Genomic DNA, 26599 nt, shown 5'->3' on the forward strand with positions numbered 1-26599 from the left:
CTCCTGCCGCCAAGGAGCAGCCGATGAGCAGCAGTCCGACCTTCCACGAGCTGGCCGACCGGGCCCGCGCGACGCGCGACGCCGCCGTCTACGGTCACGACGCCCTGATCACCTGCGACCGGCTGGTACGGATCTTCTCGGCCGACGGCGTCGAGGTCCAGGCGCTGCAGGGCCTCGATCTCCTGGTGCACGAGGGCGAGGTGATGGCGCTGGTCGGAGCATCCGGCAGCGGCAAGTCCACCCTCATGAACATCCTGGCCGGGCTCGACAGACCCACCGCCGGCGCGGCCCGGGTCGCCGGGCACGACCTGCTCGCCATGTCCGCCAAGGAACGCCTCGCCTACCGTCGCGAGACCGTCGGCTTCGTCTTCCAGCAGACCTCACGCAACCTCCTGCCGTACCTCACCGCCGCCCAGAACGTCGCCCTGCCGATGCAGCTCGCCCGCACCTGGGGCCGCCGCCGTACCCGGGCCGAGCGCACCCTGGAACTCCTCGGTCTGCTGGACGTCGCCGAGTGCCGCGACCGCCGGCCGCACCAGATGTCCGGCGGCCAGCAGCAGCGCGTCGCGCTCGCGGTCGCCCTCGCGAACGACCCCGCGATCCTGCTCGCGGACGAGCCCACCGGCGAACTCGACTCCCACACGGCCGAAGAGGTCTTCGCGGCCTTCCGCACCGCCAACGAGGCCCTGGGCACCACCATCGTGATCGTCACGCACGACCAGTCCGTCGCCGCTGAGGTCCGCCGCACGGTCGCCATCCGGGACGGCCGCACGTCCACGGAGGTGCTGCGCCGCAGCGAGGTCGACTCCGCCACCGGCCAGGAGACCCTGGTCGCCCGCGAGTACGCCATGCTCGACCGGGCCGGCCGCCTCCAGCTTCCCGCCGACTACACCCGAGCCCTCGGCATGCGCGACCGCGTCGCGCTGGAACTGGAACCCGACCACATAGCCGTCCGCCCGGACGGCGCACCGCCCCACCACCGCACCGGCGACGCCGCGGCCGACGGGTAGCCCCGAAGGCCCTCAGCCACCCGTGGCGTTCTTGGTGTACTCGGCCTTGGGCGCCCCCGCGCCCTCCAGCAGATCACCGCGGACCCAGCCGCACGCCTCGTAGAACGCCATGGCCCCGGTGTTGGCGGTGAAGGTCTCCAGGCGGACGGTCGCGTACCGGGCGAGGAGCGTTTCCTCGGCGTGCCGCAGCAGCAGGCGGCCCAGCCCGCGGCGGTGTCGCTCCGGGTCGATCATCATGAGGTCGATCGTCGGCCCGTCGAGGACGGAGAAGCCGGCGATCGGGCCGCCCTGGTCGAGGCAGTGCACGCCGCCCCGTTCCAGATGGCTCTTCACATGGGCGTCCGAAGCACCGCTGCCGATGAACCACTCCACCGCCTCGTCGCCGAGGAATCCGCGGTAGCAGGTGTCGATCGTGCGACGCGCGAGAGCCTGGAGCTCGTCCAGGTCCGCCACGGTGGCGGGGCGGATGGTGGCGGGGTGCTGTCCGGTCGGCACGGTGATGTCCGCTTCTTTCAGTGGTGAGGGCGCTCCGGCTCTCCGTGCGTCCTAGGACTCGGCGATCTCGCCGTCCCGCAACTCCAGTACGCGGTCGGCCAGGTCGAGGAGTGTCGGGTCGTGGGTGGCCACGAGAGCGGTGATCTGCTCGCTGCGCACGACCGCGCGCAGCAGTTCCATCACCGCGTGCCCGGTCTCCGCGTCCAACTGGCCGGTCGGCTCGTCGGCGATGAGGATCGAGGGACTGTTGGCGAGGGCCCGGGCGATGGCGACGCGCTGGCGCTGGCCGCCCGACAACTCGCCGGGGCGCTGCGCGGCATGGTCGGCGAGTCCCACGAGCGCCAACAGCAGTTCGACGCGTTCACGCCGTTCGCGGGGGTCCGCCCTGCGAAGCCGCAGCGGGACGCCCACGTTCTCGGCCGCCGTGAGGATGGGGATGAGCCCGAAGGACTGGAAGACGAAGCCGATGCGCTCCCGGCGCAGCCCGAGGAGGGCGTCCTCGTCCTGGTCCTGGAGGTGCAGCCCGTCGACGGTGACGCGTCCGCTGTCCGGCTCGTCCAGCCCGCCGACGATGTTGAGCAGGGTGGTCTTGCCCGAGCCCGAGCGTCCCTTCAGAGCGACGAGTTCACCCCGGGGAACCTCGAAGGAGACGCCGCGCAGGGCGTGAACGGCCCCGGCGCCCCGCCCGTACGACTTGTGCACGTCCGCCACCTGCAGCATGGCTCCGGCCACGGCCTGGCCCATCGCACCCCTCGCACGCTCCGGTGATCTCGCGGCGCGTCAGTATCTCACCCGGTCGCACCACCGACAACGTCTCAGGGTTCCGGGGCCGCGGTGAGGTGCTCCAGGACATTGGTCATCCGGAGCATCCGCTCCAGGACGTCCGGCCGGTTGTCCAGATGGAGCCGGGCGCCGAGGGCGCTGGTACGGCGGTGGACCATCAGCAGCGCCGACAGGCCTGTGGAGTCGAGCCAGGTCAGATCGCTGAAGTCGAGGCGTACGTCGCGCACGGGCCCCGCCTCGGCCAGGTGCTCGGCGACGGCCTCGGTCAGGTCACCGCTCGTGTCGTAGTCGAGTTCGCCGGCCACGCGCACGGTCAGGGTGTGCGGTGCGCGCACGACGCTGAGGGTGAATTCGGTGGGGTGCAAGGAGGTCATACGCCGGTGCCGATGTCGTGAACGGGAGCCACTTGGTCAAGGCTCGAAAGAGCCCGGGCGCCCTCGTGGAGCAGGCGCCGGGTGCGGGGGAAGTCGCGCAACTGGCCGCCGAGCGTTTCGAGACCGGCGAGCAACGATCGGGCCGGGACGTCGCGGGCCTGGAGGATCCCGGCGGTCCAGGTGAGGAACCGCGTGAAGAGATCGGGGTCGTCGACGTAGAGGGCGGTGGCGAGGAAGTCCACGATGTGCGCGAGGTCCTCCGCGGTGCGCTCGCGCTGGTCCTCGCCGTAGTCGCGCATCCCGGGGAAACGGTCCTCCAGATCCACCAGGCTCTGCTTGACGATCTGCGGACGGGACTGGACGACCAGGGTGTACTCCTGGTCCTCCAGGTGGGGAAGGTCCTCCACCGCCTGCCGGACCGCCGAGGCGTCCGGTCGCGGGATGCCTTCGGCCAGCACGGCGGCCGCGGCGCGCGCGTCCCCCGCCCACCGGTCGGCCCCGAGGGCACGGGCGTAGCGGCCGTCGGGGCCGAAGGTGCGGCCGCCGGCCAGGACGGGGACCCCTATGGCCTGGCAGGCCGTGATGGCGGCGTGCGCGGTGGGCAGATGGGTGGGGATCGATCCGGACAGCAGGACCGCGTCGGGGTTGGTGCGGTGCAGGTGGGCGATCAGATGCGAGGTGGGGACCTGGGCCCCGAGGTGGTCGACCTGCCAGCCGCGCAGGCGGAGCACCTCGGAGACCAGCCGGGCGGGCAGGGCGTGCCACTCGCCGTCGACGCAGCTGACGGTCACTCGCCCGCGGTCGGGTCGCCGGCGCTCGCCCGCCCGCCCGCGATGGGCGAGTGAGGCGATGACGCGCTCGTTGATGGCGGTGGCGGCGTGTTCCTGGGCGACGGTGATGCGGTCGGCGGCCCACTCGGCACCGATCCTCTCCTGGACGGGCGCGATCACGTCCAGGAGGAGTGTCTCCTCGTCGACCCCCTCGGCCAGCGCCGTGTGCAGGATGTCGGCGGCCGCGAATTCGTCGCCGTCGGCCACCGCGTGCCACAGCTGTTCGGGCAGCAGGGCTGTCGCGGCGGTGTGCGTCACGTGGTCCTCCCGCTGTGCCGGCCGCCTCGGTCGCCGTCGGGGGTCGCCTGGTGGCTCGCCTTGGGCGCGCTGATGGCGACCGCGGCCATGTCGTCGTGCCGGCCCGTGCCGAGCCACTGGGCGGCCAGCATCTGGATGCGCTCCACGACCGCCTCCGCGGGCATGCCGGCGCACTCGGCAAGTGCCCGCCTGAGGCGGCGTTCGCCGAAGAACTCGTCGCCCAGCGGGCCGCCACGGGCTTCGGTGATGCCGTCGGTGTAGAGCAGGCACGTCTCGCCGGGCGCCAGCACCGTGTGCGCCGTCCGTGCCGTGACGGCCGGCAGCGCGCCCACCAGGGTGCCGTGCGTGGGCGCCTCCTCCACCGTGCCGTCGGCGCGGACGATCAGCGGGGGCATGTGTCCGGCGCTGGTCAGCCGCAGATGGACTGCGCCGTCCCGGCGGCGCACGGAGGCCAGGACGAGGGTGGCGAAGCGGGCGTGGTGCGAGTTCAGCAGTGCGCCGTTGAGCAGGTTGAGGATCCGCTCGTGGTCCTCGGCGAGCGGCAGCAGTGCGTGCAGCGTGTTGCGGATCTTTCCGGTCAGGACCGCCGCGTCCAGGCCCTTGCCCGCGACGTCCCCGAGGACGACGAGGGTCTCGTCGGCGGAGTTCGCGCCGGGGTGGACGTCGTAGAAGTCGCCGCCGATGCGCTCGTGGTCCTTGGCCGCACGGTAGCTGCCGGCGTACTCGACGCCTTGGACGTTGCGCAGTGCGGGCGGCAGCAGTTCACGCATCAACGTGGCGGTGACGGCGGCCTGTTCCGTGTAGAGGCGGGCGGCGGACAGCGCGGCCCCGGCGCGGGCGGCGAACAGGCGGGCGAAGACCTCCTCGCCCGGGGTGAACGCCTGCTCGGTGCTGGACAGCAGCAGGATGAGGGCTCCCGCGGGCACCCCGTGTCCGGGCAGCGGAGTGACGATCACCGAGCCGACCGGTCCGGCGAAGCCCTCCGGGATCAGCCAGTCGGGAATGGCGGCCGGGTCGATCCAGCGGGCCGGTACGGGCGGATAGCCCTGGAGTGCCTCGGCCAGACCCGGCACGGCCGCGACGTCGACCTTCCGGGTCGTCTGCGTCACCGGTCCGCCCTGACGGGCGTAGGTGATCTGGTGGCCGCGCCCCTGGGGTGGGGCGACGAGGACGGCGGCCTCGGCGAGATGCTCCGCGGCCATGGAGGCGGCCACCTCCATGCAGCGCGGCACGTTCAGCGTGGACAGCAGTGCGCTGGAGGCCTTCGAGAGGACCTCCGAGCGCTGCTGCGCGGTCCTCAGCGCCGACTCGGCCAGGCGCCGGTTCGTCTCGTCGACCAGCCACCACACCACGTCGCCGTCGTCCGCGAGGGTGGGATGCGCCTCGAAGTGCCGGTCGTCGATGGCGCCGCTCGGCGGGATCACGGAGACGAGGGGCGCGTCGCGGCCAAGGCGCTGGTGGGCTTCCGCGAGCCAGGACGGTACCGCCTCGCGCAGGCGGGCTCCGCCGGCCGCCGCGGGCAGGAGTGCGCGGGCGGCTTCGTTGATCCGGGTCAAGCCGCCGTGCCGGTCGACGACCAGCACGGGAAAGGGCGCCTCGGTCCAGGACGCGTCGGCCCGGGGGCCGGCGTCGGCCGGACGGGCGGGAAACCCGCGGGAAGCATTCACAAATGGAGGCACGCGCGGTGCGCACCTCACCACCTTCCTGCCGTGGACAACAGATGTCGTCCGGCAACAGTCCCGTACCTGCTCCGCCGTTGCAAGCCACCCCGGGAAGCCGCACCCGAACCACACAACTCGGACCGATCGGCCGGGTGTGCGATGTCTCACCTCAAAAGGCGTACCTGATCCGGAGCCAGGGCGCGTGCTCCGCCAGCAGTCCCCGGACGGTCGTCAGGGCCCGCTGCTTGGTCTCCAACGCGTACCGGACGTTGAGGGCTCCGTTCTGCGACCGCTTGGTCTCCTGGATGTCGGGCCGCCACAGCATCTCCTCGGCGCGAGGGTGCCATCCCAGGTTGACCTCGTGCAGGGACTGGTTGTGGGTCAGCATGATGATCTCGGCCGCCGCCTGAGCCTTCACCCGGGCGGGCAGGACGTCGTCGAGCCGTGCGAACAGATCGGCCCAGTCCCGTTCCCATCCCGGGCGCAGCACGACGGGTGAGAGGTTGAAGTGGACCTCGTAACCGGCGTCCAGGAAGTCGGCCGCGGCGGCGATCCGCTCGTCGACCGGGCTGGTGCGGAGATCGAGGAGGCGGGCGTCGTCCGCCGGCATGAGGGAGAACCGCACCCGGGTGCGCCCTTGCGGGTCGAGTGCGAGCAGGTCGGGATTGACGAACTTGGTCGCGAAGGAGGCCTTCGCGGTGGGCAGCGACCGGAAGGCGGCGACCAGATCCTCCGTGTTGTCGCACACCAGGGCGTCCACGGAGCAGTCGCCGTTCTCACCGATGTCGTAGACCCAGGCCTCGGGGTCGCACTGGTTGGGTCGCGCCTTGGGCCCTTGGGCCCGTACGTGCCGCCGGACATGGGCGATGATCGCTTCGATGTTGGTGAACACCGTGATGGGGTTCGCGTACCCCTTGCGGCGGGGGACGTAGCAATAGGCGCAGGCCAACGCGCATCCGTTGGAGGGGCCCGGGGCGATCCAGTCGGCCGACCTTCCGTTGGGGCGCGTCGCCAGGGTGCGCTTGACCCCGAGGACGAGCGTCTCGGTCTTGATGCGGACCCACCGGCCGACGTTGCCCTCGTTGCCGTGCAGGGACGGGATGCGCCAATGGCCGGCGACCTCGGTCACGCGCACGCCCGGCAGCCGCGCCATGATCTCCTGGCCGCGCGGGGAGGCGAGGGCCGCCGGTTCCGCGTAGACCTCCCGCACCTGGAGGATCCGGCGTGCCGCCGGGCTGTCCCGGAACGGCGTGCTCCCGGTGCGTCCAGGTGCCGGCAAGTCGAACAGCGCCTGCTGCTCGGGTTCCTCCGACGCGGCGTCTCCCCCGCTCCGCTCCATGTGCCGTTCCTCTCGGGCCAGGTGACTCAGTAGCGGCGGTCGCGCTCCTGCTCCAGCAGTTCCTCGAGATCCGAGAGGCGATCCAGCCCTCGTACCACCTGCGTCATGCGGGCGTTGTGCGCGAACCGCTCGCGGTGCCGGTGCAGGAGGTTCCAGTACCCGGCGGTGAAGGGGCAGGCGTCCTCGCCGACCCGTACGGAGGGCTTGTAGCGGCACGGTCCGCACAGGTCGCTCATGCGGTTGATGTAGGCGCCCGCGGACGAGTACGGCTTGGTCGTCATGCGGCCGCCGTCGGCGTACTGCGACATGCCGACCACGTTCGGCACCATGACCCAGTCGTAGCCGTCGACGAAGCTGCGGTGGAACCAGTCGGTGACGGCTCGGGGGTCCCACCCCCGTTGCAGGGCGAAACTGCCCAGGATCATCAGACGTGGAATGTGATGGGTCCAGCCCGTCGTCCTGACCTGCCCGAGGACCTGGGCGAGGCAGTTCGCCCCGATGGCGTCCGGGGACAACTCGGTGAACCAGTCGGGCAGTGGCTCGTGGTGGCGCAGGGCGTTGCTCTCGCGGTACCGCGGACCGAAGTACCAGTAGACGTGCCACACGAACTCGCGCCACCCGGCGATCTGCCGCACGAAGCCCTCGGTGCTGTTGAGCGGCGCGCCGCCCGACCGCCAGCGGGCCTCGGCCCGTTCGACGCATTCGGCGGGCTCCAGCAGGCCGAGGTTGAGCGAGGAGGAGAGCAGGCTGTGACTCATCGTCGCGTCCTTCGCGAGCACCGCGTCCTCGTACGGGCCGAACGTGGCGAGCCGGTGCTCGACGAAGCGGCGGAGCGCGGCGAGGGCCTCCCGTCGCGTGGCGGGGAAGGCCCGGGGCGCGTCCTCACCGACGAACTCGACGTCGCCGTCGCGCGCCCAGCGGTCGAGGTCGGCGCGCACCTCGGCGTCGATGTCGCTCTCCCGCGGGCGGTAGGGAGCCGGAACGCCCAGTTCGGTGGCGCCGCGCGGCGGCGGTTGCCGGTTGTCGTGGTCCAGGTTCCAACGCCCGCCGACGGGGCTGTCGCCCTCCATCAGGAAGTCGTGCGTGCGGCGGACCCAGCGGTAGAAGTCCTCCTGGCGCAGGTGCTTCGTGCCGCGGTCGTCCGCCCATCGCCTGAACTCTTCGTGCGTCACGAGAAAGCCGCTCGCCGGCAGGACGCGTACGGAGGTCAGCGCGCGGACGAAGGCGAGGGCCGAGTGGGAGGTGGGGTGGCGCACGGTCACGGCGCCCTCCCCCACCGCCTCGCGCAGTCCCTCGCGGTAGGTGTCGGCCTTGACGTAGCGCACGCGGTCGCCGAGCTCGGCCGCCCGATGACGCATCGCCGAGAGGACCAGGTGGGCCTTGGCGCGATGGAACCGCCGTCGCCGCAGGACGCTGCGGGCCTCGATCATCACGACCGGCGCGTCCCGGTGCGGGCCGCCGCGCGCCGGATCGAGGAAGTGCGGACCGAGCTGATCACCGAACAGCCAATGGGGGATGCCGGACTCTTCCTCAACCATGCCGAGCGCTCCATCGACGTTCCGCCGTCCCGTCGGCGTCCCGCGTGGTGCGACGCCTTCCTGCGATCAAAGCGCACGACGGCACGGACGGGACGTGGCACACGCCGAGACGACGTCGGTGAGGAGTCACGTTGGGTCCGTGGAATACCGGGAAGACGAGGTGAGTACCGTGACTGGCCGAAGGAGAGACAGTGGCGCAGGACTCATCGCTGAGGGCCGTGGGCTGGGCGCGTTCGCTGCCTGTCAGCAGCGGAGTGAAGGCGGCCAGGGACTGGACGCGGGCGCATCTGGCGGCGCTCGACTGGGAGCGGACGGCACCGGATCTGGTGGACTCGGTCGTACTGGCGGTGTCGGAGCTGGTGACCAACGCGCATGTGCATGCCCGCAGCGCGGCGCAGCTCATCCTCACGTGGGACACGGAGTGCCTGCACGTGACCGTCCACGACGCGTCCAGTCGCCTCCCCGAGCAACGCGGAGCCGACGAAGCGGCCCTCGGGGGCCGGGGGCTGCTCCTGGTCGACGCCCTCGCCGACGACGTGCAGACCCACCCCTGTCCGCGCGGCAAGGACGTCACCGCCTGCTTCCAGCCGCCCCCGAGGGCCCGGACCAGCACGGACGGCGAGAGCTGAGGGGCGCTCCGGGTACGAGGACGTAGCGGCCCGCGCCGATCGGGGACGCGCGCACGGGCCGTGACGGCCGGGGTCCTCCTGCTCGACGGTGGCCCCGGTGGCGCGGCGGGGTGGTCGGTGGGTTAACTGGCCTATGTCGAGGAGAAATGAGGTGGATCATGCCTCATGCACAACGACATCGAGGGGCCGGACCATGACCGGCACCGACGTGCCCGACCCCACGGACGACTTCGAGGTGGCGCTGTTCCGTCAGGCCCGCGCCGGCCTGGAGATCTACGACCTGGACCTGCGCGTGCTGCGCTCCAACGCGGCGGCCCTGGCCATGCGCGGTCAACCGGAGGAAAAGGTGGTCGGGGCGGAGTTGAAGAGCCTCGACACCGGTATCCCGCTCTGGCCGATCATGAGCGAGGTCGTGCGCGACGGCCGCCCGGTCCTCGACCAGCGGGTGCCCGCCCGCCCGAGCGACGACCCCCACCACCGGCACGTGTACGCCGTCAGCGGCTTCCTCCTGTGCGGCGGGGACCGGGCGATCGGCGTGGCCGCCATGGTCCACGACATCACCGAACCGGTCCGCAAGCAGAACGAACTCGATCTCCTGAACATCGCGCGCTCGCAGATCGGCACTTCCCTGGACGCGCTGCGCACGGCGCAGGAGCTCGCCGACATGGCGGTCCCCCGCTTCGCCGACGCCGTCTCGGTCGACCTGCTGGAATCGGTTCTCAGCGGCGACGCGCCGATCGGTCCGGTGAGCAGCCGGCTACCCACGCGGCGCGCGGCGTTCCGGGCCGACGACGGCGGGTACGGCGCCTACCCGGTGGGCAGCGCCAGCGCCTTCGCCTTCCCCACCCCCTACACCCAGGCGCTGGCCGATCTGCGCCCCCGGCTGGTGAACTCCGTCCGGCCGGCCGACGGCTGGCTGGACCACGACCGGCTGCGCGCCGAGTTCCTCACCCGCGCGGGCGTCCACTCACTGATCGTGGCACCGCTCACCGTGCATGGACTGCTCCTCGGCCTGGTGAGCTACTACCGGAAGGGATCGCATTCCGAGAGCTTCGACGAGGAGGACCTGTCGCTGGCCTCCCAGCTGACGGCGTGCACCGCCCTGTGCATCGACAACGCCCGTCGCTTCACGCGCGAGCGTACGGTCAACACCGCGCTGCAACGCAGCCTGCTGCCGCGCACCCCGCCCGAGGTGACGGCGGTGGAGCCCGCCCACTGTTACCTGCCCGGACGCTACGGGGCGCACTGGTACGACGTCCTGGACCTCTCCAGCTGCCGGGTGGGTCTGGTCATCGGATACGTTCCCGGCGACGATCTCCAGGCCTCCACCGCCATGGGCCGCCTGCGCACCGCCGTCTCCACGCTGGCCGAGATGGACCTGCCGCCCGACGAACTGCTGGCGCACCTCGACGACGCCGCCCAGCGCCTGGCCCGTGAACAGGACGACGACCCGGTGACACTCCACCAGGGGCGGCCGCCCTTCAGCGCCACCTGCGCCTACCTGGTCTACGACCCGGTCACGCGGCAGTGCACGGCGGCGTCGGCGGGCCACCCGGCCCCGCTGATCACCAGTCCCGAGGGCATCGTCAGCCGGCTCGGCGTGCCCGTCGGACCGGCCTTGGGCCGTGGCACTCCCTACGAGTCGTCCACCACGGAGCTCGACGTCGGCAGCCTGCTCTCCCTCTACTCGGACGGCAGCGCGGACCGCCACCCGGCCGAGGCCGACGAGCGGCTGCGCCGGCTGTGGGAGATGCTGGCCGACGTCGCGGCCCGCCCCACGGACATCTGCGACGCGGCCGCCTACAAGGTGCTGCGCACCATCCCGCAGGACGGGGCGGCGCTCCTCGTGGCCAGGACCCGGCACCTGGATCCCGGACACGTCGTGGACTGGACCTTCCCCCCGCAGCCCGCCTCGGTCGGTGAGGCGAGGCGGGCGGCCCGGAGGTGGCTGTCCCGCTGGGGGCTGGAGGAGGCGGCGGCCGTGATGGAACTCGTGGTCAGCGAGCTGACGACCAACGTCATCACGCACGCCGAGGGCCCGATCCGGCTACGGCTGATCCTGGACCGGACGCTGACCATCGAGGTGTCCGACGACGCGGACACCGCGCCGCACCTGCGGCACGCCCGGGTGCAGGACGAAGGCGGACGGGGCCTGTTCCTCGTCGCCTCCCTGGCCGGCCGCTGGGGCACGCGCTACGGGGAGAGCGGCAAGACGATCTGGGCGGAGCAGGAGCTGATGGAGCCCTAGCGTGGCCTCCCGGCCCCGTCGGGAGCCGGTGGTCACGGCGTGTTGCGGCTTCGCCTGCGGCGCGTGCCGCGTTCGCGGTGAGAGCCTGATCGTTCCCCATGCGAGAGCCGCCTCCGGCGGTCGCCCCACGCTGCCTGCCCTGCGGGAGAACGCACCATGACAAGTCGCGCTCGGACGTGCCGATGACCCCGTCCCGCGGCCCGGCTCCGGACCAGGGGCTGGACCTCGCGGGCCAGGCACTGCTCACCATGACGGCCGGATGTGTCAACACCGTCGGCTACCTGGCGCTCGGGGGCGTCTTCACCAGCGTGATGACCGCCAACCTGGCCCTGCTGGGCCTCGCGTCGGGCGTCGGCGACCCCTCCGTCGCGCGGCTTGCGGCCGTGGCGATCCTCGCGTACTGGGCCGGCTCGGCCGTGGGCAGCAAGGTCGCCGTGAGCTCCCTGCGCCGGCGTCCGGACGCGGTGGGTCTCAAGGGCGCGCTGGCCGTGGAGATCGTGGTGCTCTGGTCGGTGTCCGCGGTCTGGATGACCGTGGACGGCAGGCCCGGGAGCGTCGAGCAGGCACTTCTGCTCGCCGCCGGCGCCCTGGCCATGGGCTGTCAGGGCGGTGGGGTCCGGGCGGCGACCAGCGGTGCCACGAGCACCTCGTACCTGACCGGCGCGATGACCGGCGTCATCGCGGAGCTGGTGCAGAACCGGCGGTTCGACGCGAGGGTCACGCTGATCATCGTCTGCATGCCCGTCGGTGCCGCACTCGGGGGCCTCGCCATACGGTGGGCCCGCTTCGCCGCGCCTGGCATCGCGGCCCTGCTGGCCACGGTCGTGCTTCTGCTCGTCGTGCGCCGCTCGGGAGGCCGACCCACCCGTCGCCGCTGACCGCGGCGCTCACCCGTCCGCTCGGACGGCGACCCGGGCGCAGACCCCCGCGGAGGGGGTGTGCGCCCGGGGCCGGGAAGGTCGCCTACGCGGTCGCTCAGGCCGAGTCGGTCCCTGAAGAGGCGCGGCGCCAGGTCACTCGTCCTCGCCGCCGTGGTGCTCGCCGCCGTGCTTCTCCTCCTCGGGGTCGATGACGAAGTCGCCACCGACGGCCGTGGCGTCGGCCGACGAGTGGGCCTCGGCGATGACCGGCGGGGCACCCTCTTCCTCGCCGGCGAAGCCGACCCCGGCACCGAAGGTGGAGAGCCCCGCGACCGCCACGGCTACGACCGCCGCACGCATGATCTTGCGCATGATGCAAACCCTTTCTCGTCCAGGCAGGACGCCTGGCTCGACTACGGAGTGTGATCATATACACACAAAACTTGACATATCGGGCACCACGCCTCGGGTGTCGTGTCGGGCGTGCCACGATCACTCGTCGCCGGTGGACGGCGCGTCCGGCACAGTGGAGGTATGCGAGTCGGACGCATCACCCAGGCGCCACTGGACGCTTCCCGCGACGGTCGGAAGAAGGACGGGCCCGAATGAACCACCTGCTGGTCCGCGACCTGATGAGCGCCGCCGTCGTGCGCGTGCAGGGCGGTACGCCGTTCAAGGAGATCGCTCATCTGCTGCAGGAGTACGACATCACCGCGGTGCCGGTGGTGGACGACGAGGACCGCCCGGTGGGAGTGGTCTCGGAGGCCGACCTCTTGCACAAGATATGGGGCGGCCACGACGACGACGCGACGGCGCCCGGCGTCCCCCCACGGCCGGACAAGGCGCTGGCGACCGACGCCGCGGGACTGATGACGTCACCCGCCCTGTGCGCGCGTGCGGACTGGAGCGTCGTGGAGGCCGCCCGGGTCATGGCACGGCACGGCATCAAGCGGCTGCTGGTGGTCGACGACGACCAGCGGCTGATCGGCGTGGTGAGCCGCAGCGACCTGCTCCGGGTCTTCCTGCGCAAGGATCAGGCGATCCGTACCGAGATCGTCGAGGAGGTCCTGGTCAAGACGCTGGGCCAGGCCCCCTCGGCGGTCCAGGTGGACGTGACGCACGGACACGTCATCCTCACCGGACGGCTCTCCTCGCAACTGACGGTGCCCGCCCTGGAGGACCTGTGCCGCACGGTCGACGGCGTCGTCGCCGTGGAGTTCCGCCCCCTGCGCGAGCCCGACACCGACGCCGCGGCACCTCTCAGTACCTGACATGTCCGGTCCGCGGCGCCGCTCACCCCCCCCCCCCCCGGAATGGCACTTGTTTTTTGCAAGCGGACCGGTCAAGGTGGGCGGAGGGCGCCCGGATCCCCACGGCGGAGAAGCGGGCGAGAGACGCAGGCGAGGGAGTTGTGATGCAGGTAGCGGTGGTCACCTTCGACGGGTTCAACGAGCTCGACAGCTTCATCGCCTCCGCCTTGATCAACCGGTGCCGCAAGGACGGCCTGGAGGCCTTCATCACGACTCCCACGCCGGTCGTCACGTCGATGAACGGCGTCGAGGTCACAGGGCAGCGCCCGATGGAGTTCCTGCCCGAGGCCGACGTGGTGCTGATCGGCAGCGGCGTCAAGGCGCGGGACGTCGTCGCCGACGACGAGCTGATCTCCCGGCTGCGACTCGACCCCGCGCGCCAGCTGGTCGGCGCCCAGTGCAGTGGCGCGCTGGTGCTCGCCCGGCTCGGATTCCTCGAGGACATGCCCGCCTGCACGGACATCAAGACCCGGCCCTTCGTCGAGGCCCGCGGCGTCACCGTGCTGGACACGCCGTTCCACAGCGAGGGCAACATCGCCACGGCGGGCGGGTGCCTGGCCTCGCAGTACCTCGCCACGTGGGTGATCACCCGCACCCTCGGGGAGGACGCCGCGCGTGGTGTCCTCAACTACGTCGCCCCGGTCGGTGAGAACGAGGAGACGGTCGCGCGCGCCCTGCACGCCGTTCACGCGGGCGAAGCCGCACTGCGCTGACGCGGCACCGCCCCGGTCCCCCATCTGGACGTGCCCCCGCTCCAGATGTTGTCATGTCAGCAACCAATCTTTACAACGATATACAGAGCCTGGAACGACCGTGGCACGCTCCCCTCTCCTCCGCCCGGACAGGAGCTCCCCCATGACCGTCGACCGTCGCGCCTTCCTCACCGCGAGCGCCCTCGCGCTGGGTGCCGTCACGCTCAACGTCCGCCTCGCGCCGACGGCTTCGGCCGCCGCGCCGCCGGCGGCGCAGAACGCCTTCCGTAAGCTGCCGGCCGGCAGCGTCACCGCGCGCGGCTGGCTGGCCGGCCAGCTCCGACTGCTGCTGACCGGCCTCTTCGGCCGCTACGAGCAGCGCTCGCACTTCCTGGACTTCGCGAGCACCGGCTGGGTGAACCCGGACAAGCAGGGCTGGGAGGAAGTCACCTACTGGTTACGCGGCTACGTTCCCCTCGCCGTGGCGACCCGGGACGCGGCCGCCCTGGCGAACGCCCGCCGCTGGATCGACGCCGTCGTGGCCACGCAGGCGAGTGACGGGTTCTTCGGCCCGCGCGCCCTGCGCACCTCGCTGGGCGGCGGCCCCGACTTCTGGCCCTTCCTGCCGCTGCTGATGGCACTGCGCACCTGGGAGGAGTACTCGGGCGACACCAGGATCGTGCCGTTCGTCACCCGATTCCTGCGCTTCATGAACGCGCAGGGCAAGTCGGCGTTCGACTCCAGCTGGGTCTCCTACCGCTGGGGCGACGGGCTGGACATCGCGCACTGGCTCCACGAGCGCACGGGAGAGGCGTTCCTGGTGGAACTCGCCGCCAAGATGCACACCTGGGGCGCCAACTGGACGGGGGCGAGTCCCAGTGCGCACAACGTCAACATCGCCCAGGGTTTTCGTGAGCCGGCCCAGTACGCGCAGTTCGACGGCTCCGCCGAACTCACCCGCGCCACGTACCGGGCCTACGAGGACGTGCTGCGCAGCTACGGGCAGTTCCCGGGCGGCGGCTTCGCCGGGGACGAGAACTGCCGACCGGACTTCGGGGACCCCCGGCAGGGCTTCGAGACCTGCGGCATCGTCGAGTTCATGGCCAGCCACGAACTGCTGACCCGGATCACCGGTGATCCCGTGTGGGCCGACCGGTGCGAGGACCTCGCGTTCAACATGCTGCCGGCCGCACTCGATCCGCAGGGCAAGGCCGTCCACTACGTCACCAGCGCCAACAGCGTCGACCTCGACAACCGCGCCAAGACCCAGGGACAGTTCCAGAACGGCTTCGCCATGCAGGCGTTCCAGCCGGGCGTCGACAACTACCGCTGCTGCCCGCACAACTACGGCATGGGCTGGCCCTACTTCACCGAGGAGCTGTGGCTGGGCAGTCCCGACAACGGCCTGGTCGCCGCCATGTACGCGCCCAGCCAGGTGCGCGCCGTCGTCGGGGCGTCGGACACGACCGTCACGCTCACCACGGCGACGGACTACCCCTTCGGCGAGACCGTCACGATCACCGTCGCCACCTCGACACCTGTGGCCTTCCCGCTGCGGCTGCGGGTGCCCGGCTGGTGCCGTGGCCCGCGTCTCACCGTGAACGGGCAGCGGGTCACCGCCCCGGACGGGCCGGCCTTCGCCCGGGTGGACCGGACCTGGCTCGACGGCGACACCGTCACGCTCCGACTGCCCCAGCGCACCACCCTGCGGAACTGGCCCGGAAACCACGGCGCGGTCAGCGTCGACCACGGGCCGCTGACGTACTCGCTGCTGATCGGCGAGCGGTACGTGCGGTATGCCGGCACCGACGAGTTCCCGGAGTACGAGGTGCACGCCACCACCCCGTGGAACTACGGCCTGGCCTCCGACATCCGGGCGACCGTGACGCGTACCGGCGGGCCCGTCCCCGACAACCCGTTCACCCACGAGACGGTGCCCGTGCGGATCACCGCAGACGCCCGCCGGATCCCGGAATGGATCGCCGACGGCGAGAACGTCGTCGCCCCGTTGCAGGACGGGCCGGCCCGCTCGACCGCCGCCGTCGAACGGGTCACCCTCATCCCGATGGGCGCCGCCCGGCTACGGATCACGGCCTTTCCCCCGGCGTCCGCGCAGGGCCGGCCGTGGTCCCCCGAACCGCCGTTCCGCCGCATCCAGAACAAGCACAGCGGCAAGGTCCTGGCCGTGGACGGCATGTCGCTCGCCGACAGCGCCCGGGTGGTGCAGTTCGCCCACACCGGGACGGCGGATCACGCCTGGCAGTTCGTCGACCGGGGCGAGGGCTGGTTCCTCGTCCGCAACGGGAACAGCGGCAAGGTCCTCGGGGTGGACGGCATGTCCACCGCCGACAGCGCGAACGTCGTCCAGTTCGCGGACAACGGCACCGCCGACCACCTGTGGACCCGCGTCGACGACGGCGACGGCTGGTTCCGGCTGCGCAACAAGCACAGCGGCAAGGTCCTCGGCGTGGACCGGATGTCCACCGCCGACAGTGCCCAGGTGGTGCAGTTCGCGGACAACGGCACCGCCGACCATCTCTGGCGGCTCCTGTGAGCCGTGAGCACGCTGTCAGGTGAGGAGCGAGCGGCCCGTCGGCGCCAGCCGGAGCGTCCGGGGCGGCGCCGTCAGTTCGCGCTCGACACGCGGCAGGATCCCGTCCCGGGCGCGGGGATGGGCCCGCACGGCGGCGAGGTGCCGCAGGCGGGCGCTCTCGTCCGGGTACGAGGTGATGACCACGGCGACGTTCTCGCCGGTCCGGACCGGCAGCCTGGGGAAGGTGTTGGGCGCGGGCTCCGTGACCAGGACGGCGAGCGGTGCGGGGCCCGTCTCACGGATCACGGGAAGGAGACCGTCCCGGAGCAGCGCCACGCCGTCGGGACGTCCGGGACGGAAGGACCACACGGTGGCGGCGACGAGTCGCTCCGGCGCGGCGGCGCCGACGGGGGGACGCTCGGCCGGTGGAAGGGAGAGGCCGGAGGGATCCGACAGCGGTCGCAGCAGCAGGACGTCGTCCGAATCCACCATGGTGGCGTTGGCCCGCGGACCGTGCTCGGCCCAGACGGGGCCGCCGTAGAAGGCGGTCAGCGCGTGGTGCCGGGTCGTCATGTCCCGAAAGCCCCGGAGCCAGACGAAGCGGTCCGGGTCGTCGAGATCGCGGAACTGGCCGAGGACCAGCATCCCGGCCTCTTCCTGAGTTTCTACGAACTCCCGGTCGAACAGCTCGACGAGTTCGTCGCGCCGGCCGGGACGCAGCGTGTACTGGCGCAGCTCGATCACGACGGGGCCGCGCGCGGGAGGCACGGCACGATCGCGGGAAGGCACGGCGGCGTCCTGGGAAGGCACGACGGGCTCCTGTTCGTCTGTCATCCGGGGGAAGGGCACGGGGGTTCCCGGGCCTCGTTCGGTGCGGGGCGTGGACAGACGCTAGAGCAGCCGTGTGTCAGGGGCTGTCAGGGTTTTCGGGGAGAATGCGGGCATGTCTGCCGGCCGGCTCGTCTCGGTGCTGTTGTTGCTGCAATCCCGTGGCCGCGTCTCCGCCCGCGGGATCGCCGACGAACTGGGGGTCTCGGTCCGCACCGCCTACCGTGATGTGGCACGTCTGCAGGACGCCGGGATCCCGGTCCGTGCGGAGCCGGGACGCGGAGGCGGCTACCAACTGCTCGACGGCTACCGCACCCGCCTGACCGGCATGAGCCAGAAAGAGGCGCGGGCCCTGTTCTTCGCCGGGCTGCCCGGCCCCGCCGCCGATCTGGGGTTCTCCGCGGAGGTGACGGCGGCGCGGCTGAAGCTGCTGGCCGCGCTGCCGGCGGGGCTGCGGGAGGAGGCGGCGCGCACCGCGGAGGTGTTCCACCTGGACGCCCCGGCCTGGTACCGGGAGCCCGAACCGGCGCCGTATCTGCCGCTGTTCGTCGATGCCGTGCTCTGCGGTCGCGCGGTGGACGTGCGCTACCGCCGTTGGCGCGAGCCGCAGGAGGTGGATCGCCGCCTGCGCCCCTACGGCCTGGTGCTCAAGTCCGGTGTCTGGTACCTCGTGGCCGCGTCGGAGAGCCGGATCGCGACCTACCGCGTCACCCAGGTGCTCGATGCGGCGCCGAGCGACGAGCGGTTCGAGCGACCGCGGGACTTCGACCTGGGCGCGCACTGGGCCGCGTACCTCGACGAGTTCCGGTCGCGTCGCTTCACCGGCACGGCCACCATCCGCCTTTCCCCCCGAGGACGGCGGCGGCTGCCCGACAACCTTCCCCCGGAGGTGGTACGGGCGGTCGAGTCCACCGCGACGGCCGCCGGTGACGACGGATGGATCGAGGCGGTCATCCCGACGGAGAGCACCGAGCACGCCCGCGGCGAGTTGCTGCGCCTCGGTGCCGACGTCGAGGTCGTAGCGCCCGCGGAACTGCGCCGGTGCATGGCCGACGCCGTCGGTGCGCTGGCCGTCGCGTACGGCGTCGCCTGACTACAGCCGGGCGGTCATGCCGCCGTCGATCGTCAGCGCGGCGCCGGTGATGAAGCCGGCTTCGTCGCTCAGCAGGAACGCCGTGAAGGCGGCGACCTCGCAGGGCTCGGCCATCCTCCCGAGGGGGTGCATCGCGATGGCCGCGCGCCAGGCGTCCTCCGGTGCCAGGCCCGGCAGGTCCTGCACCAGCGACCGCGACAGCGGGGTGTCGACACCGCCGGTGACCAGTGCGTTGATCCGGATGCCGGCGTCGGCCGTCTCCAGCGCGGCCGACCGGCTGAGGCCGATCACGCCGTGTTTGGCGGCGACGTAGGAGGCCTGCCGGAGTTGCGCGCCGACGCCGCACACGGATGCGTTGTTCACGATCGCGCCGCCGCCGCTGTTCCGGATGGCGGGGATCTCGTGCTTGAGGCCGTAGAAGACGCTGTCGAGGTTCAGCGCCAGGTCCGCCCGCCAGGCCTCGGCCTCGATCCCGGTCAGGGGGCCTTCGGCCGTGGGCGCTCCGACGTTGTTGAAGGCGCCGTCCAGCCTGCCGTAGCGGCGCACCGCCTCCCGGACCAGTTCCGCGACCTCGGATTCGACGGTCACGTCCGCGCGTACGAAGGCGGCTTCGCCTCCTACGGAGCGTAGGTCCGCCGCGAATGCCTCACCGGCTTCCCGTCCGCGGGCCGCCAGGACGACCTTCGCGCCCTCGCCCGCCAGGCGTCGCGCCGTCGCGCGCCCTATCCCGGAGGTGGCCCCCGTGACGAGGACGACCTTGTGCGCGAAGCGTCGGGACATGGAACCTCCCAGGGCCGGGTCGGTCAGCCGCCGCACGGCCGGGTCCTGGCGAGCAGCAGGGTGATGTCGTCGTCGACCGGTCCCTCCGGCGCCAAAGCGTCGACGACCGACACGCACAGGTCGTCCAGGGCGTCGTGGCCGGCGCGGGCCAGCGCGGTCCTCAGCTGGTGCAGCCCACGGTCGATGTCGTGGCCGACGCCCTCGACGAGACCGTCGCTGTACAGGGCGAGCGCGGTGCCCTCATCCAGCGTCACCGCGACGGATGCGAACGAGCCCAGTCCCACCCCGACGGGCGCCCCCGGCGGCACGTCGGCGAAGGCCACCGATCCGTCCGGCGAGATGATCGCGGGCGGCGGGTGGCCGGCACTCGCCATCACGCAGCGCCGCGACGTCGCGTCGTACACCGCGTAGAGACACGTCGCCGCGACCGTCGTCGGGACGGGGGTGCCGTCGTCCCGGTCGCGGGCGAGGTCGACGACGAGTTCGTCGAGGAGCCGGAGGAGTTCGTCGGGCGGCACGTCCAGCTTGCTGAGTGCGCGGACCATGGCGCGCAGCCGCCCCATGGTGACGGCGGCGTCGATGCCGTGACCGAACACGTCTCCCAGCACCAAGGCCACGCGGCACTCGGACAGCGGGATGACGTCGAACCAGTCGCCGCCGACGCCGCCGTGGGTGTCGGCGGGCAGGTAGCGGGAGGCGACCTCGACGGTGCTGCCGGCCGACAGGCGCTGGGGCATCAGATCGCGTTGCATCACGAGTGCCGCGGTGCGCTCGCGTGCGTACCGCAGGGCGTTGTCGAGGCTCAGCGAGACCCGCGTCGCGAGCCCCTCGGCGAGCGCCAGGTCCGCCCTGCTGAAGGGTGCCGGGTTCCGGCTGCGGGCGAAGACGGCGACGCCGAGCACGGATCCGCGCGCCCGCAACGGGACGATCATGAGGGAGTGCATGCCGGCCCGGTCGATGATCCGGGCCCGTTCCGGGTCGCTGTCCAGCCGGCTGCCGGGAGAGCGGTCGAGGACGGGCGCGAAGTGGGACCGTCCGCTGTTCAGCACGGCGGTCAGCGGGGACGCCGGGGGGATGTGGACCGGTGTCCCGGGTGCGGGCAGTGCCGCGCGCAGCGCGTCGTGGACGGAGGCGACGGCGGCGCGGTAGACGCCCGGAGTGCCCGTGCCGGAGGGCTTGAGGTGCCGCAGCGGCTCCTTGCCGAAGGGCACCGCCTCGACGAGGTCGACGGTGATGAAGTCGGCCAGCTCGGGCAACGCCGTCTCCGCCAGCTCCTGGCTGGTGACCAGCGGGTCCAGGTCGGTGCCGATGCGGCTCTCCGCCTCGCACAGCAGTTTGTGACGCCCGCCGTCGTGCTCGGCGCTCACCCGCGTGGCGAGGGAGCAGACGCCGAGTGGCCTGCCGTCCGGTCCGTCGAGCGGGACCAGGGAGACCCGGAAGTAGTGGGAGCGGACCTCGGCCGGGTCCGCGAGGACGGGCCACAGTTCGTATCCGAGCAGCGGCACCCCGCTGTCGAGGACCTGTGTCATGGCGCGTTCCAGGAATTCGGGGTGCCGTACGTGGAACAGGTCGCTCACGTGGCCGCCCGGCTCGGGGCCGCAGTGGTAGATCTCCTTGTCGTGCACGCTGTCGTTGAACCACACGCAGCGCAGTGCGCGGTCCCAGACGGCCATGCTGAGGGACGAGTCGTGGAACAGCGCGTGCACGGCGGCCGCTCCCGGGTCGGTCCCGTGCGGCGGTGTGCCGGGGACCGTCGTGCGGGCGGCCGGCCCGGCTCGCATGGTCCCCTCCCGAGGCGTGCGGGAACTCGCGCCGGGGCGCGCGCCCGAGGGGTGCGGGACGGCTGGCTCCGCACCGGCGTCGACGATGATCGTCCGTGCGGTGACGACGAGCCGGCCCACGCCGGTGCGGATCTCCACCTGCTTCTCGCCGATGAAGCGTGCGTGCCCCTGGATCACCGTCACCGTGCTCGCGTCGGCGGGGTTGTTCAGGGGACGTCGGGCCGGTGGCACGCGCGGTGGTGCGGGCGGTGGGCCGGGCTGCGGACGGGGCGGATCGGGCGGGTCGGGCCTCGGACCGCCGTCGGTCGGCGAGGGCTGCTCGACGAGGACCACGCGGCACCCGGCGGCGCTCATCCGCTCGGCGAGCGCCCTGCCGCCCGAACTGTTGCCGATGACGAGGAGTTCCACGTGCAAGGTGTCCATGACTTCGACCTTGCCTCCACCATCCGGACAGGCCAAGGTTGAAATGTCGCAATTTCTATCGAGAACGTTTCATGGACGCACTGAGCCGCCTGATCCGGTTGGCGCGCCTGCAGGGCCACATCGACGTCCGATGCCTGCTCGCGGGCCGCTACACCCTGGCCAACGACGCGGCCGAGGAGGGCCGGGCCCCGTTCCACCTCCTGCTGAGCGGTGCGTGCGACCTGGAACTCCCCGACCGGGTGATCGAGCTGGTCTCGGGCGACATGGTGCTGCTTCCCCGCGGCACGGCGCACAAGATGCACGTCCGTGGGCGGCGCGCGGCCCTGGGCGTCGAGAGGCGGGAGGCGGGGCCGTACGAACTGATCGGCAACGCGACGGCCGAGGACGCGGATCGCGCGACGGATGCCGTGCGGGGAGGGGAGGAGGCGCCCGTCGACCTCTTCTGCGGTCACTACCTCTGGGAGCCCGGCCCGGCACAGATCCTGATGGACATGCTTCCCGAGGTGGTCCATGTGCCGCTGGGCGCGACCGCTCGCGTCGATCCCCCCTCCGCCGGGCGGCTCGGACCGATCGGACCGCTCAGCGAGTTCATGCGGGGAGAGGCCCGCCATGCCGACCCGGGTGTCGACGCCATCCTGAACGCCTTGTGCGACGTCCTGCTGACGATGGCCCTGCGCGGCACGCGGGGACTGGGGCAGGCGGTGTGGCTCGCCTCGGCGGAGGAGTCCGTGCGGACCGTGACCGAGGCCGTGCTCCGGGATCCGTCGTACGACTGGAGCATCGAGAAGTTCGCCGCCCTCGGTTCCATGTCCCGGGCCACGTTCATCCGGCACTTCACGCGGGAGACCGGAATGAACCCCGGTGACTTCCTCACCCGGCTGCGCATGCTCCTCGCGGCCGACCTGCTCGCGAACACCGACCGTCCCGTGGGTTCCATCGCCACCGCCGTCGGATACGCCTCGGGTTCCGCCTTCGGCCGCGCCTTCCGGCTGGCCACCGGGAGCGCCCCCGGACAACTGCGCAACAGGGGGCGGGAGCAGCGGCATCGCGACACCCGCCTGGCGAGGGAACCGCTCTCGGCCGGAGCAGGGCAACTGCCTGGCCGCGACCAGCGGTGAATCTGCCCGACTCCGTGCTCAGCAGCGCGAACCACGTGGCCGCCTGCGTCTCGCTGATGCGTCCGGGAAGCGCCGGTGCGTCGGCGCTTCCCCGGCGCGCGCACATCCCTTTCGTGCCCGGCCGGGGAACGTTAGAGTCCCGGTGCGGCTGGTCGAACCCCGAGGAGTTGCAGGTGCCCGGTCTTTCGAGCGCGCGTTGACGTCGTAGGCCCAGCGGCCCGTCATCGCGTGCTGCCCCTGCTGTTGCGGCACAGCGAGCCTTCTCCTGCCTGAACCGTCGGCGCACCCGCCGGGTGCCCGGTGGCGGGCTTCGTTGTCGCGACCCCGGGAATCCCTGTGCCGACCGCCTCCCGCCCGCTTTCCCCTTCCTCCGGCGACCCCGCCCCGTCCGGACCGTGGCGTGACCGCGACTTCCGCAGACTCTGGCTGGGGCAGACCGCCTCCCAACTCGGCGAGCACACGGCTCTGGTGGTCCTTCCGCTGTTCGCCGTCCTGACGCTCGACGCCAGTGGCAGCGAGCTGGGCGTCCTGCGCGCCGTGGGTCAGGCGCCGGTCCTGCTGCTCTCGCTCTTCGTCGGCGCATGGGTGGACAGATGGCGCACTCGCACGGTGATGGTGCTGGCGGACGTCGCCCGGACCGTCGCCCTGGCGGCCGCCGCCGTGGCCGGGCTGTGCGGCCGGCTCGGTCTGTCCGCGCTGTTCCTGACCGCCTTCGTCGTCGGGTCCCTCTCCGTGTTCTTCGACGTGGCGTACCAGGCCTTCCTCGTACGGCTGGTACGACGCGACCAGCTCGTGCGGGGCAACAGCGCGCTCGAAGGCAGCCGGTCCGCGGCTCAGATCGGCGGACCCGCACTCGGCGGTGCCTTGGTGTCCCTGCTGTCGGCGCCGGTCGCCGCCGCCTCCAGCGCCCTGTTTTTCACGCTGTCGTTCCTGTCGATCCGCCGGATCCGCCGCGTCGAACCGGTGCCCGAGCGCCCGGGGCGGCCGTGCGGCATCTGGCGGCGGATCCGCCAGGGTATCCGTTTCGTCGTCGGCGACACCGTGCTACGGACCGTGTGCCTGGCCTCGGCCGCCTTCCAGTTCTCCTTCGCGGCCGTGATGACCGTCTATCTCCTCTTCCTGCCGCGGGAACTGCACCTGTCCGGCACCGCCGTCGGCCTGGCGCTCGCGGCGACGGGGCCGGGCGCGCTGCTCGGCTCGGTACTGGCGGCCCGGCTCCCGCACCGGTTCGGGTACGGCCCCGTCCTCGTGGTCGCGGCGGCACTCGGCGACGGTGTCTTCCTGTGCGTGCCCGCGCTGCACGGTTCCACCGCGGTGACGGTTGCCGCGCTCCTCGCGATCAGCTTCGTGTTCGGTGCGGGCGGTCAGCTCGTGAACGTGGCGCTCATGGCCGTGCGACAGACGGTCACTCCGGACGGGATGCAGGGCCGGGCGGCCGCGACGATCACGTGTGTCGGCATGGGGCTGTCCCCGCTCGGCTCCCTGCTCGGCGGGTTCCTCGCCGAGCAATGGGGTCGCGCGCCGGTCTTCTGGCGGCCGCCGCGGGCATGCTGCTGTCCCCCGTGGTGATCGCGTCGTCCCCGCTGGCCCTCCTGGGACGGGCGCTGCCGGAGGCGCCGAGCGCGCCGCCGACGGCCGAACGATGACGGTCGCGTCACCAGCCCCGGTCGGCCGGCACCGGGTCCGGGCCCCGCTGCGCCACGACTAGGGCCATGTCGTCCACCAGCCGGCCCCCGGCGTGCTCGCACAGGTCGGCGGTGATGGCCTCGACGAGCGGTCCGGGTTGATGGTCCGCCCGCTTGGCGACACGTTCGGCGAGCGGGTAGAAGCTGCCGGCCGGGTCGCGGGCCTCGCTGACCCCGTCGGTGTAGAGGACCAGGCGGTCACCGTCGTGGAAGGGGAAGCTGGACGGGACGTACGAGAGCGGGGACGCCGGTCCGACGGCCAGACCGAGCGGCGGCGCGATCTCCGCCGCCTGCAACGTCGTCACGATGCCGTTCGACCCGCACACCAGCAGGGGCGGCGGATGCCCGCAACTGACCAGATGCACGACCTGCTCGTCGTCGGGGATGTCCACGAGTACGGCGGTCACGAACCGCTCGGCGAGTTCCGTCGCGGACGAGGAGAACTCGGCCAGGCCCCAGCGGATCGCGTCCTCGACGTAGGAGACCAGTTCTGTGAGCGGGATCTCACGGTGGGCGGCGGCACGGAAGGCTCCCAGCACGATCGCCGTGTCACTGATCGAGGCGAGCCCCTTGCCGCGGACATCACCGATGATCAACCGGGTGGATCCCGCGGTGCGCGCCGAGGCGTACAGGTCGCCGCCGACCTGGGTGTCGGCGTCGGCACTGCGGTACTGCGAGGCGAGCCGCACCGGTCCCGCGCGGTCCGGGAGCGGACGCAGCACCACGCGCTGGGCCGTGTCGGACACCGAGCGTGCCCGCCGTAGCGCCTGCTCGTGCCGGTTCCGCAGATGCGCGAACGCCACCAGGATGACCGAGACGGCGAACAGCGCGCACCACTCGACCACCACGCTCTCGCTCGTCAGGGTGTGCCGCTCCAGTCCGGCCGCGGTGAGCGCCAGGAGCGCGGCCAGGCCCACCGCGGCCGTGGCGCGGGGTCCGGCACCGACTGCCGTGACCGCGGTGGCGACGGTGAGCAGGTGGGCCAGATGGATGTCGGGAGGAAGGAAGGCATCCGCCACCGGGATGGCCACGATCACCAGGAGGGGCCCGAGCAGCCACGGAGGGTGCGGCATCAGCCGCCGCAGGACACGAAGCAGTGGGGCCGGGGAGGTCGCGGTGGTGGCTGTGCTCACTTCGGTGCTCCAGCGGGGGTCCTGTGCGGTGCGGCTACCGGCGGGGCGCCGCCCCTGACGAGTGGAGTGAACGTGCGTTCGGCAGGACGTGTTCCGCCGGGGTGGGGAGCCGGGGGCGACCGGAACGCCGTGGAGCGCCGTGATCGGCGGCGGGCCGTCGGAGCGGCACGGGACGGCCGGAACGCCGCGCGCCGGGCCGCTCGGCAACCGCGCACCGACCGCGTCTGTGGGGCACCACCGCGGTCGGAGGAAGGTCTCCGTCGCCGGAGAGCCGGAGCATGTCAGGCGCGCTTCCGTTCACCCAGTCGACGATAACGCGGCATCGCCTGATCTTCGCCGTCGCCGGACTCGTGGGCGTACGTCGCCATGCCGACTCCCCCTGGCCCCGGGGCCCGTGCGCGCACGCCGTTCCCGCGCACGTCATCGCCGCTCGGGCGCTCGCCCCGGCGTGGGCGGGTACTCCCCCGACACTCTCAGTCCCCGCCTCCCCCGCCTCCCCCACCGCTTCCGCAGTAGAAGTAGCCTCCGTTGCCGCCGTAGGTGCCTCCGCGCGGCGAGTTGCGGAACTGGTCCTTGGCCGTGATCCGGACCCGGTCGGTCAGGCCGGCCCGGAAGGCGAAACGCGGCACCAGCACCCGCAGAGCCGGCTCACCGTGCAGGGCCACGGCGAGCAGCTTGTCGTCGTACGACGAGCCGAGTCGGCTCTCCGGCGGCGGGTGCGCCTTGCGCAGCAGCCTCATCCGCTGCCTGGCGGCCCGGGTCGGACCGAGCAGCGGATAGCGCAGCAGCCCCGCCTCCGCGAGGCCGACCCGCACCTCCGCCAGCGCCCAGCGGACATCCACGTGCCGGACCAACTCCCGTATCCCGCACGGCTCGTGCAGGCAGTGGTACACCGCGCTCTCCAGGTACGAGGCGCGCACCGCGCCCGTGACGGCCGCCGCCTGCCCGCCGTCGGGGTCAGCCGACCCGTCCAGGAACCGACCCGGTTCAGGGAGCGCGGGCAGGGCGCTGCCCGCCTCCCCCTCGATCGCCCGGAGCGTGCCCGGCGCACCAGCCTCCACCGCGCCCCGTAGATGCAGGGCCACGACCGCGACGGTGACCGCGGCGCGCGAGCCGCCGGCCAGCAGCGCGATCTCGTGCGGCGTCTCCTGGACACTCCCCGTTCCGGCCATGGCACGGCACCCCCTCACCCGGAGTC

The 26599-nt window shown here is 72.2% G+C and carries 22 protein-coding genes and 1 pseudogene; 10 read left to right on the top strand and 13 right to left on the bottom strand.

The annotated features are described in order from the left end of the window. The first annotated feature begins 23 nt into the window (after positions 1-23). A complete protein-coding gene (locus ACZ7LV_RS16830; RefSeq protein ID WP_471940029.1) occupies positions 24-1010 on the top strand; it encodes an ABC transporter ATP-binding protein in 987 nt (328 codons plus the stop codon). Between the two features lie 12 nt (positions 1011-1022). On the opposite strand, the gene ACZ7LV_RS16835 is transcribed toward ACZ7LV_RS16830, so the two are convergent. From ACZ7LV_RS16835 to ACZ7LV_RS16865, 7 genes are all read right to left on the bottom strand, one after another. After that, the gene (locus ACZ7LV_RS16835; protein ID WP_471940030.1) at positions 1023-1505 is read right to left on the bottom strand and encodes a GNAT family N-acetyltransferase; all 483 of its coding nucleotides are present in this window, start codon (positions 1503-1505) and stop codon (positions 1023-1025) included. Positions 1506-1556: 51 nt separating this feature from the next. Then, a complete protein-coding gene (locus ACZ7LV_RS16840; protein WP_471940032.1) occupies positions 1557-2249 on the bottom strand; it encodes an ABC transporter ATP-binding protein in 693 nt (230 codons plus the stop codon). A gap of 71 nt (positions 2250-2320) precedes the next feature. Continuing rightward, entirely contained in the window at positions 2321-2623 is a 303-nt protein-coding gene (locus ACZ7LV_RS16845) for an STAS domain-containing protein (protein WP_471940034.1), read from the bottom strand. Positions 2624-2658: 35 nt separating this feature from the next. After that, entirely contained in the window at positions 2659-3750 is a 1092-nt protein-coding gene (locus ACZ7LV_RS16850; RefSeq protein ID WP_471940036.1) for a cobalamin B12-binding domain-containing protein, read from the bottom strand. Continuing rightward, positions 3747-5417 (bottom strand): PP2C family protein-serine/threonine phosphatase, encoded by a 1671-nt coding sequence (locus ACZ7LV_RS16855; protein ID WP_471940038.1) that lies wholly within the window; start codon positions 5415-5417, stop codon positions 3747-3749. The genes ACZ7LV_RS16850 and ACZ7LV_RS16855 overlap by 4 nt, the downstream gene beginning before the upstream one ends. A 163-nt stretch (positions 5418-5580) precedes the next feature. Next, positions 5581-6750: a spore photoproduct lyase family protein gene (locus ACZ7LV_RS16860; RefSeq protein WP_471940040.1), complete on the bottom strand. Its 1170-nt coding sequence runs from the start codon at positions 6748-6750 to the stop codon at positions 5581-5583. 26 nt (positions 6751-6776) lie between these two features. Then, on the bottom strand, positions 6777-8288 hold the full coding sequence (locus ACZ7LV_RS16865; RefSeq protein ID WP_471940042.1) for a cryptochrome/photolyase family protein: 1512 nt from the start codon (positions 8286-8288) through the stop codon (positions 6777-6779). A gap of 191 nt (positions 8289-8479) precedes the next feature. Here ACZ7LV_RS16865 and ACZ7LV_RS16870 point away from each other — a divergent pair, with 191 nt between their 5' ends. The 3 genes from ACZ7LV_RS16870 to ACZ7LV_RS16880 all read left to right on the top strand — a co-directional run bounded on the left by ACZ7LV_RS16870 (position 8480) and on the right by ACZ7LV_RS16880 (position 12043). Beyond that, complete coding sequence (locus ACZ7LV_RS16870; protein ID WP_471940043.1) at positions 8480-8917, top strand: ATP-binding protein; 438 nt, start codon at positions 8480-8482, stop codon at positions 8915-8917. A 193-nt stretch (positions 8918-9110) separates the two neighbouring features. Further along, positions 9111-11165, top strand: coding sequence for an ATP-binding SpoIIE family protein phosphatase (locus tag ACZ7LV_RS16875; RefSeq protein ID WP_471940044.1), 2055 nt, complete (start codon positions 9111-9113; stop codon positions 11163-11165). A gap of 182 nt (positions 11166-11347) precedes the next feature. Then, entirely contained in the window at positions 11348-12043 is a 696-nt protein-coding gene (locus ACZ7LV_RS16880; RefSeq protein WP_471940046.1) for a YoaK family protein, read from the top strand. Positions 12044-12178: 135 nt separating this feature from the next. Here ACZ7LV_RS16880 and ACZ7LV_RS16885 read toward each other — a convergent pair whose 3' ends face one another. Then, a complete protein-coding gene (locus ACZ7LV_RS16885) occupies positions 12179-12397 on the bottom strand; it encodes a hypothetical protein (protein ID WP_401670056.1) in 219 nt (72 codons plus the stop codon). A 233-nt stretch (positions 12398-12630) separates the two neighbouring features. On the opposite strand from ACZ7LV_RS16885, the gene ACZ7LV_RS16890 reads away from it, so the two are divergent. The 3 genes from ACZ7LV_RS16890 to ACZ7LV_RS16900 all read left to right on the top strand — a co-directional run bounded on the left by ACZ7LV_RS16890 (position 12631) and on the right by ACZ7LV_RS16900 (position 16581). Further along, positions 12631-13296 carry a CBS domain-containing protein gene (locus ACZ7LV_RS16890; RefSeq protein WP_471940047.1) on the top strand — a complete coding sequence of 222 codons (666 nt, stop codon included), beginning with the start codon at positions 12631-12633 and terminating at the stop codon, positions 13294-13296. Between the two features lie 143 nt (positions 13297-13439). Continuing rightward, a complete protein-coding gene (locus ACZ7LV_RS16895) occupies positions 13440-14048 on the top strand; it encodes a DJ-1/PfpI family protein (protein WP_471940048.1) in 609 nt (202 codons plus the stop codon). Positions 14049-14190: 142 nt separating this feature from the next. After that, positions 14191-16581 (top strand): RICIN domain-containing protein, encoded by a 2391-nt coding sequence (locus tag ACZ7LV_RS16900; RefSeq protein WP_471940049.1) that lies wholly within the window; start codon positions 14191-14193, stop codon positions 16579-16581. Positions 16582-16596: 15 nt separating this feature from the next. Here the strand turns inward: ACZ7LV_RS16900 and ACZ7LV_RS16905 are convergent, their stop codons facing one another. Then, positions 16597-17370, bottom strand: a complete 774-nt coding sequence (locus tag ACZ7LV_RS16905) for an NIPSNAP family protein (RefSeq protein WP_471940050.1) — start codon at positions 17368-17370, stop codon at positions 16597-16599. A 133-nt stretch (positions 17371-17503) separates the two neighbouring features. Between ACZ7LV_RS16905 and ACZ7LV_RS16910 the strand changes: the two genes are divergently transcribed. Beyond that, entirely contained in the window at positions 17504-18481 is a 978-nt protein-coding gene (locus tag ACZ7LV_RS16910; protein ID WP_471940051.1) for a helix-turn-helix transcriptional regulator, read from the top strand. On the opposite strand, the gene ACZ7LV_RS16915 is transcribed toward ACZ7LV_RS16910, so the two are convergent. Next, the gene (locus tag ACZ7LV_RS16915; RefSeq protein ID WP_471940052.1) at positions 18482-19261 is read right to left on the bottom strand and encodes an SDR family NAD(P)-dependent oxidoreductase; all 780 of its coding nucleotides are present in this window, start codon (positions 19259-19261) and stop codon (positions 18482-18484) included. Between the two features lie 23 nt (positions 19262-19284). Further along, positions 19285-21465 (bottom strand): SpoIIE family protein phosphatase, encoded by a 2181-nt coding sequence (locus ACZ7LV_RS16920; RefSeq protein ID WP_471940053.1) that lies wholly within the window; start codon positions 21463-21465, stop codon positions 19285-19287. A 71-nt stretch (positions 21466-21536) separates the two neighbouring features. Between ACZ7LV_RS16920 and ACZ7LV_RS16925 the strand changes: the two genes are divergently transcribed. Further along, on the top strand, positions 21537-22583 hold the full coding sequence (locus ACZ7LV_RS16925; RefSeq protein WP_471940054.1) for an AraC family transcriptional regulator: 1047 nt from the start codon (positions 21537-21539) through the stop codon (positions 22581-22583). 336 nt (positions 22584-22919) lie between these two features. Beyond that, positions 22920-24229 (top strand): annotated as a pseudogene (locus ACZ7LV_RS16930) (MFS transporter). Positions 24230-24237: 8 nt separating this feature from the next. On the opposite strand, the gene ACZ7LV_RS16935 reads toward ACZ7LV_RS16930, so the two are convergent. Next, on the bottom strand, positions 24238-25401 hold the full coding sequence (locus ACZ7LV_RS16935) for a PP2C family protein-serine/threonine phosphatase (protein WP_471940056.1): 1164 nt from the start codon (positions 25399-25401) through the stop codon (positions 24238-24240). A 473-nt stretch (positions 25402-25874) separates the two neighbouring features. Beyond that, positions 25875-26573 (bottom strand): TIGR04222 domain-containing membrane protein, encoded by a 699-nt coding sequence (locus tag ACZ7LV_RS16940; protein ID WP_471940058.1) that lies wholly within the window; start codon positions 26571-26573, stop codon positions 25875-25877. Positions 26574-26599: the final 26 nt, after the last annotated feature.

The sequence above is a fragment of the Streptomyces sp. NPDC107562 genome, from assembly GCF_055657325.1.

Excerpts from the sequence above, each read along its gene's own strand:
- ACZ7LV_RS16830 (WP_471940029.1), top strand. The coding sequence starts at position 24 with ATGAGCAGCAGTCCGACCTTCCACGAGCTGGCCGACCGGGCCCGCGCG.
- ACZ7LV_RS16840 (WP_471940032.1), bottom strand. The coding sequence starts at position 2,249 with ATGGGCCAGGCCGTGGCCGGAGCCATGCTGCAGGTGGCGGACGTGCAC.
- ACZ7LV_RS16860 (WP_471940040.1), bottom strand. The coding sequence starts at position 6,750 with ATGGAGCGGAGCGGGGGAGACGCCGCGTCGGAGGAACCCGAGCAGCAG.
- ACZ7LV_RS16865 (WP_471940042.1), bottom strand. The coding sequence starts at position 8,288 with ATGGTTGAGGAAGAGTCCGGCATCCCCCATTGGCTGTTCGGTGATCAG.
- ACZ7LV_RS16875 (WP_471940044.1), top strand. The coding sequence starts at position 9,111 with ATGACCGGCACCGACGTGCCCGACCCCACGGACGACTTCGAGGTGGCG.
- ACZ7LV_RS16880 (WP_471940046.1), top strand. The coding sequence starts at position 11,348 with ATGACCCCGTCCCGCGGCCCGGCTCCGGACCAGGGGCTGGACCTCGCG.
- ACZ7LV_RS16885 (WP_401670056.1), bottom strand. The coding sequence starts at position 12,397 with ATGCGCAAGATCATGCGTGCGGCGGTCGTAGCCGTGGCGGTCGCGGGG.
- ACZ7LV_RS16890 (WP_471940047.1), top strand. The coding sequence starts at position 12,631 with ATGAACCACCTGCTGGTCCGCGACCTGATGAGCGCCGCCGTCGTGCGC.
- ACZ7LV_RS16895 (WP_471940048.1), top strand. The coding sequence starts at position 13,440 with ATGCAGGTAGCGGTGGTCACCTTCGACGGGTTCAACGAGCTCGACAGC.
- ACZ7LV_RS16900 (WP_471940049.1), top strand. The coding sequence starts at position 14,191 with ATGACCGTCGACCGTCGCGCCTTCCTCACCGCGAGCGCCCTCGCGCTG.
- ACZ7LV_RS16910 (WP_471940051.1), top strand. The coding sequence starts at position 17,504 with ATGTCTGCCGGCCGGCTCGTCTCGGTGCTGTTGTTGCTGCAATCCCGT.
- ACZ7LV_RS16915 (WP_471940052.1), bottom strand. The coding sequence starts at position 19,261 with ATGTCCCGACGCTTCGCGCACAAGGTCGTCCTCGTCACGGGGGCCACC.
- ACZ7LV_RS16920 (WP_471940053.1), bottom strand. The coding sequence starts at position 21,465 with ATGGACACCTTGCACGTGGAACTCCTCGTCATCGGCAACAGTTCGGGC.
- ACZ7LV_RS16925 (WP_471940054.1), top strand. The coding sequence starts at position 21,537 with ATGGACGCACTGAGCCGCCTGATCCGGTTGGCGCGCCTGCAGGGCCAC.
- ACZ7LV_RS16940 (WP_471940058.1), bottom strand. The coding sequence starts at position 26,573 with ATGGCCGGAACGGGGAGTGTCCAGGAGACGCCGCACGAGATCGCGCTG.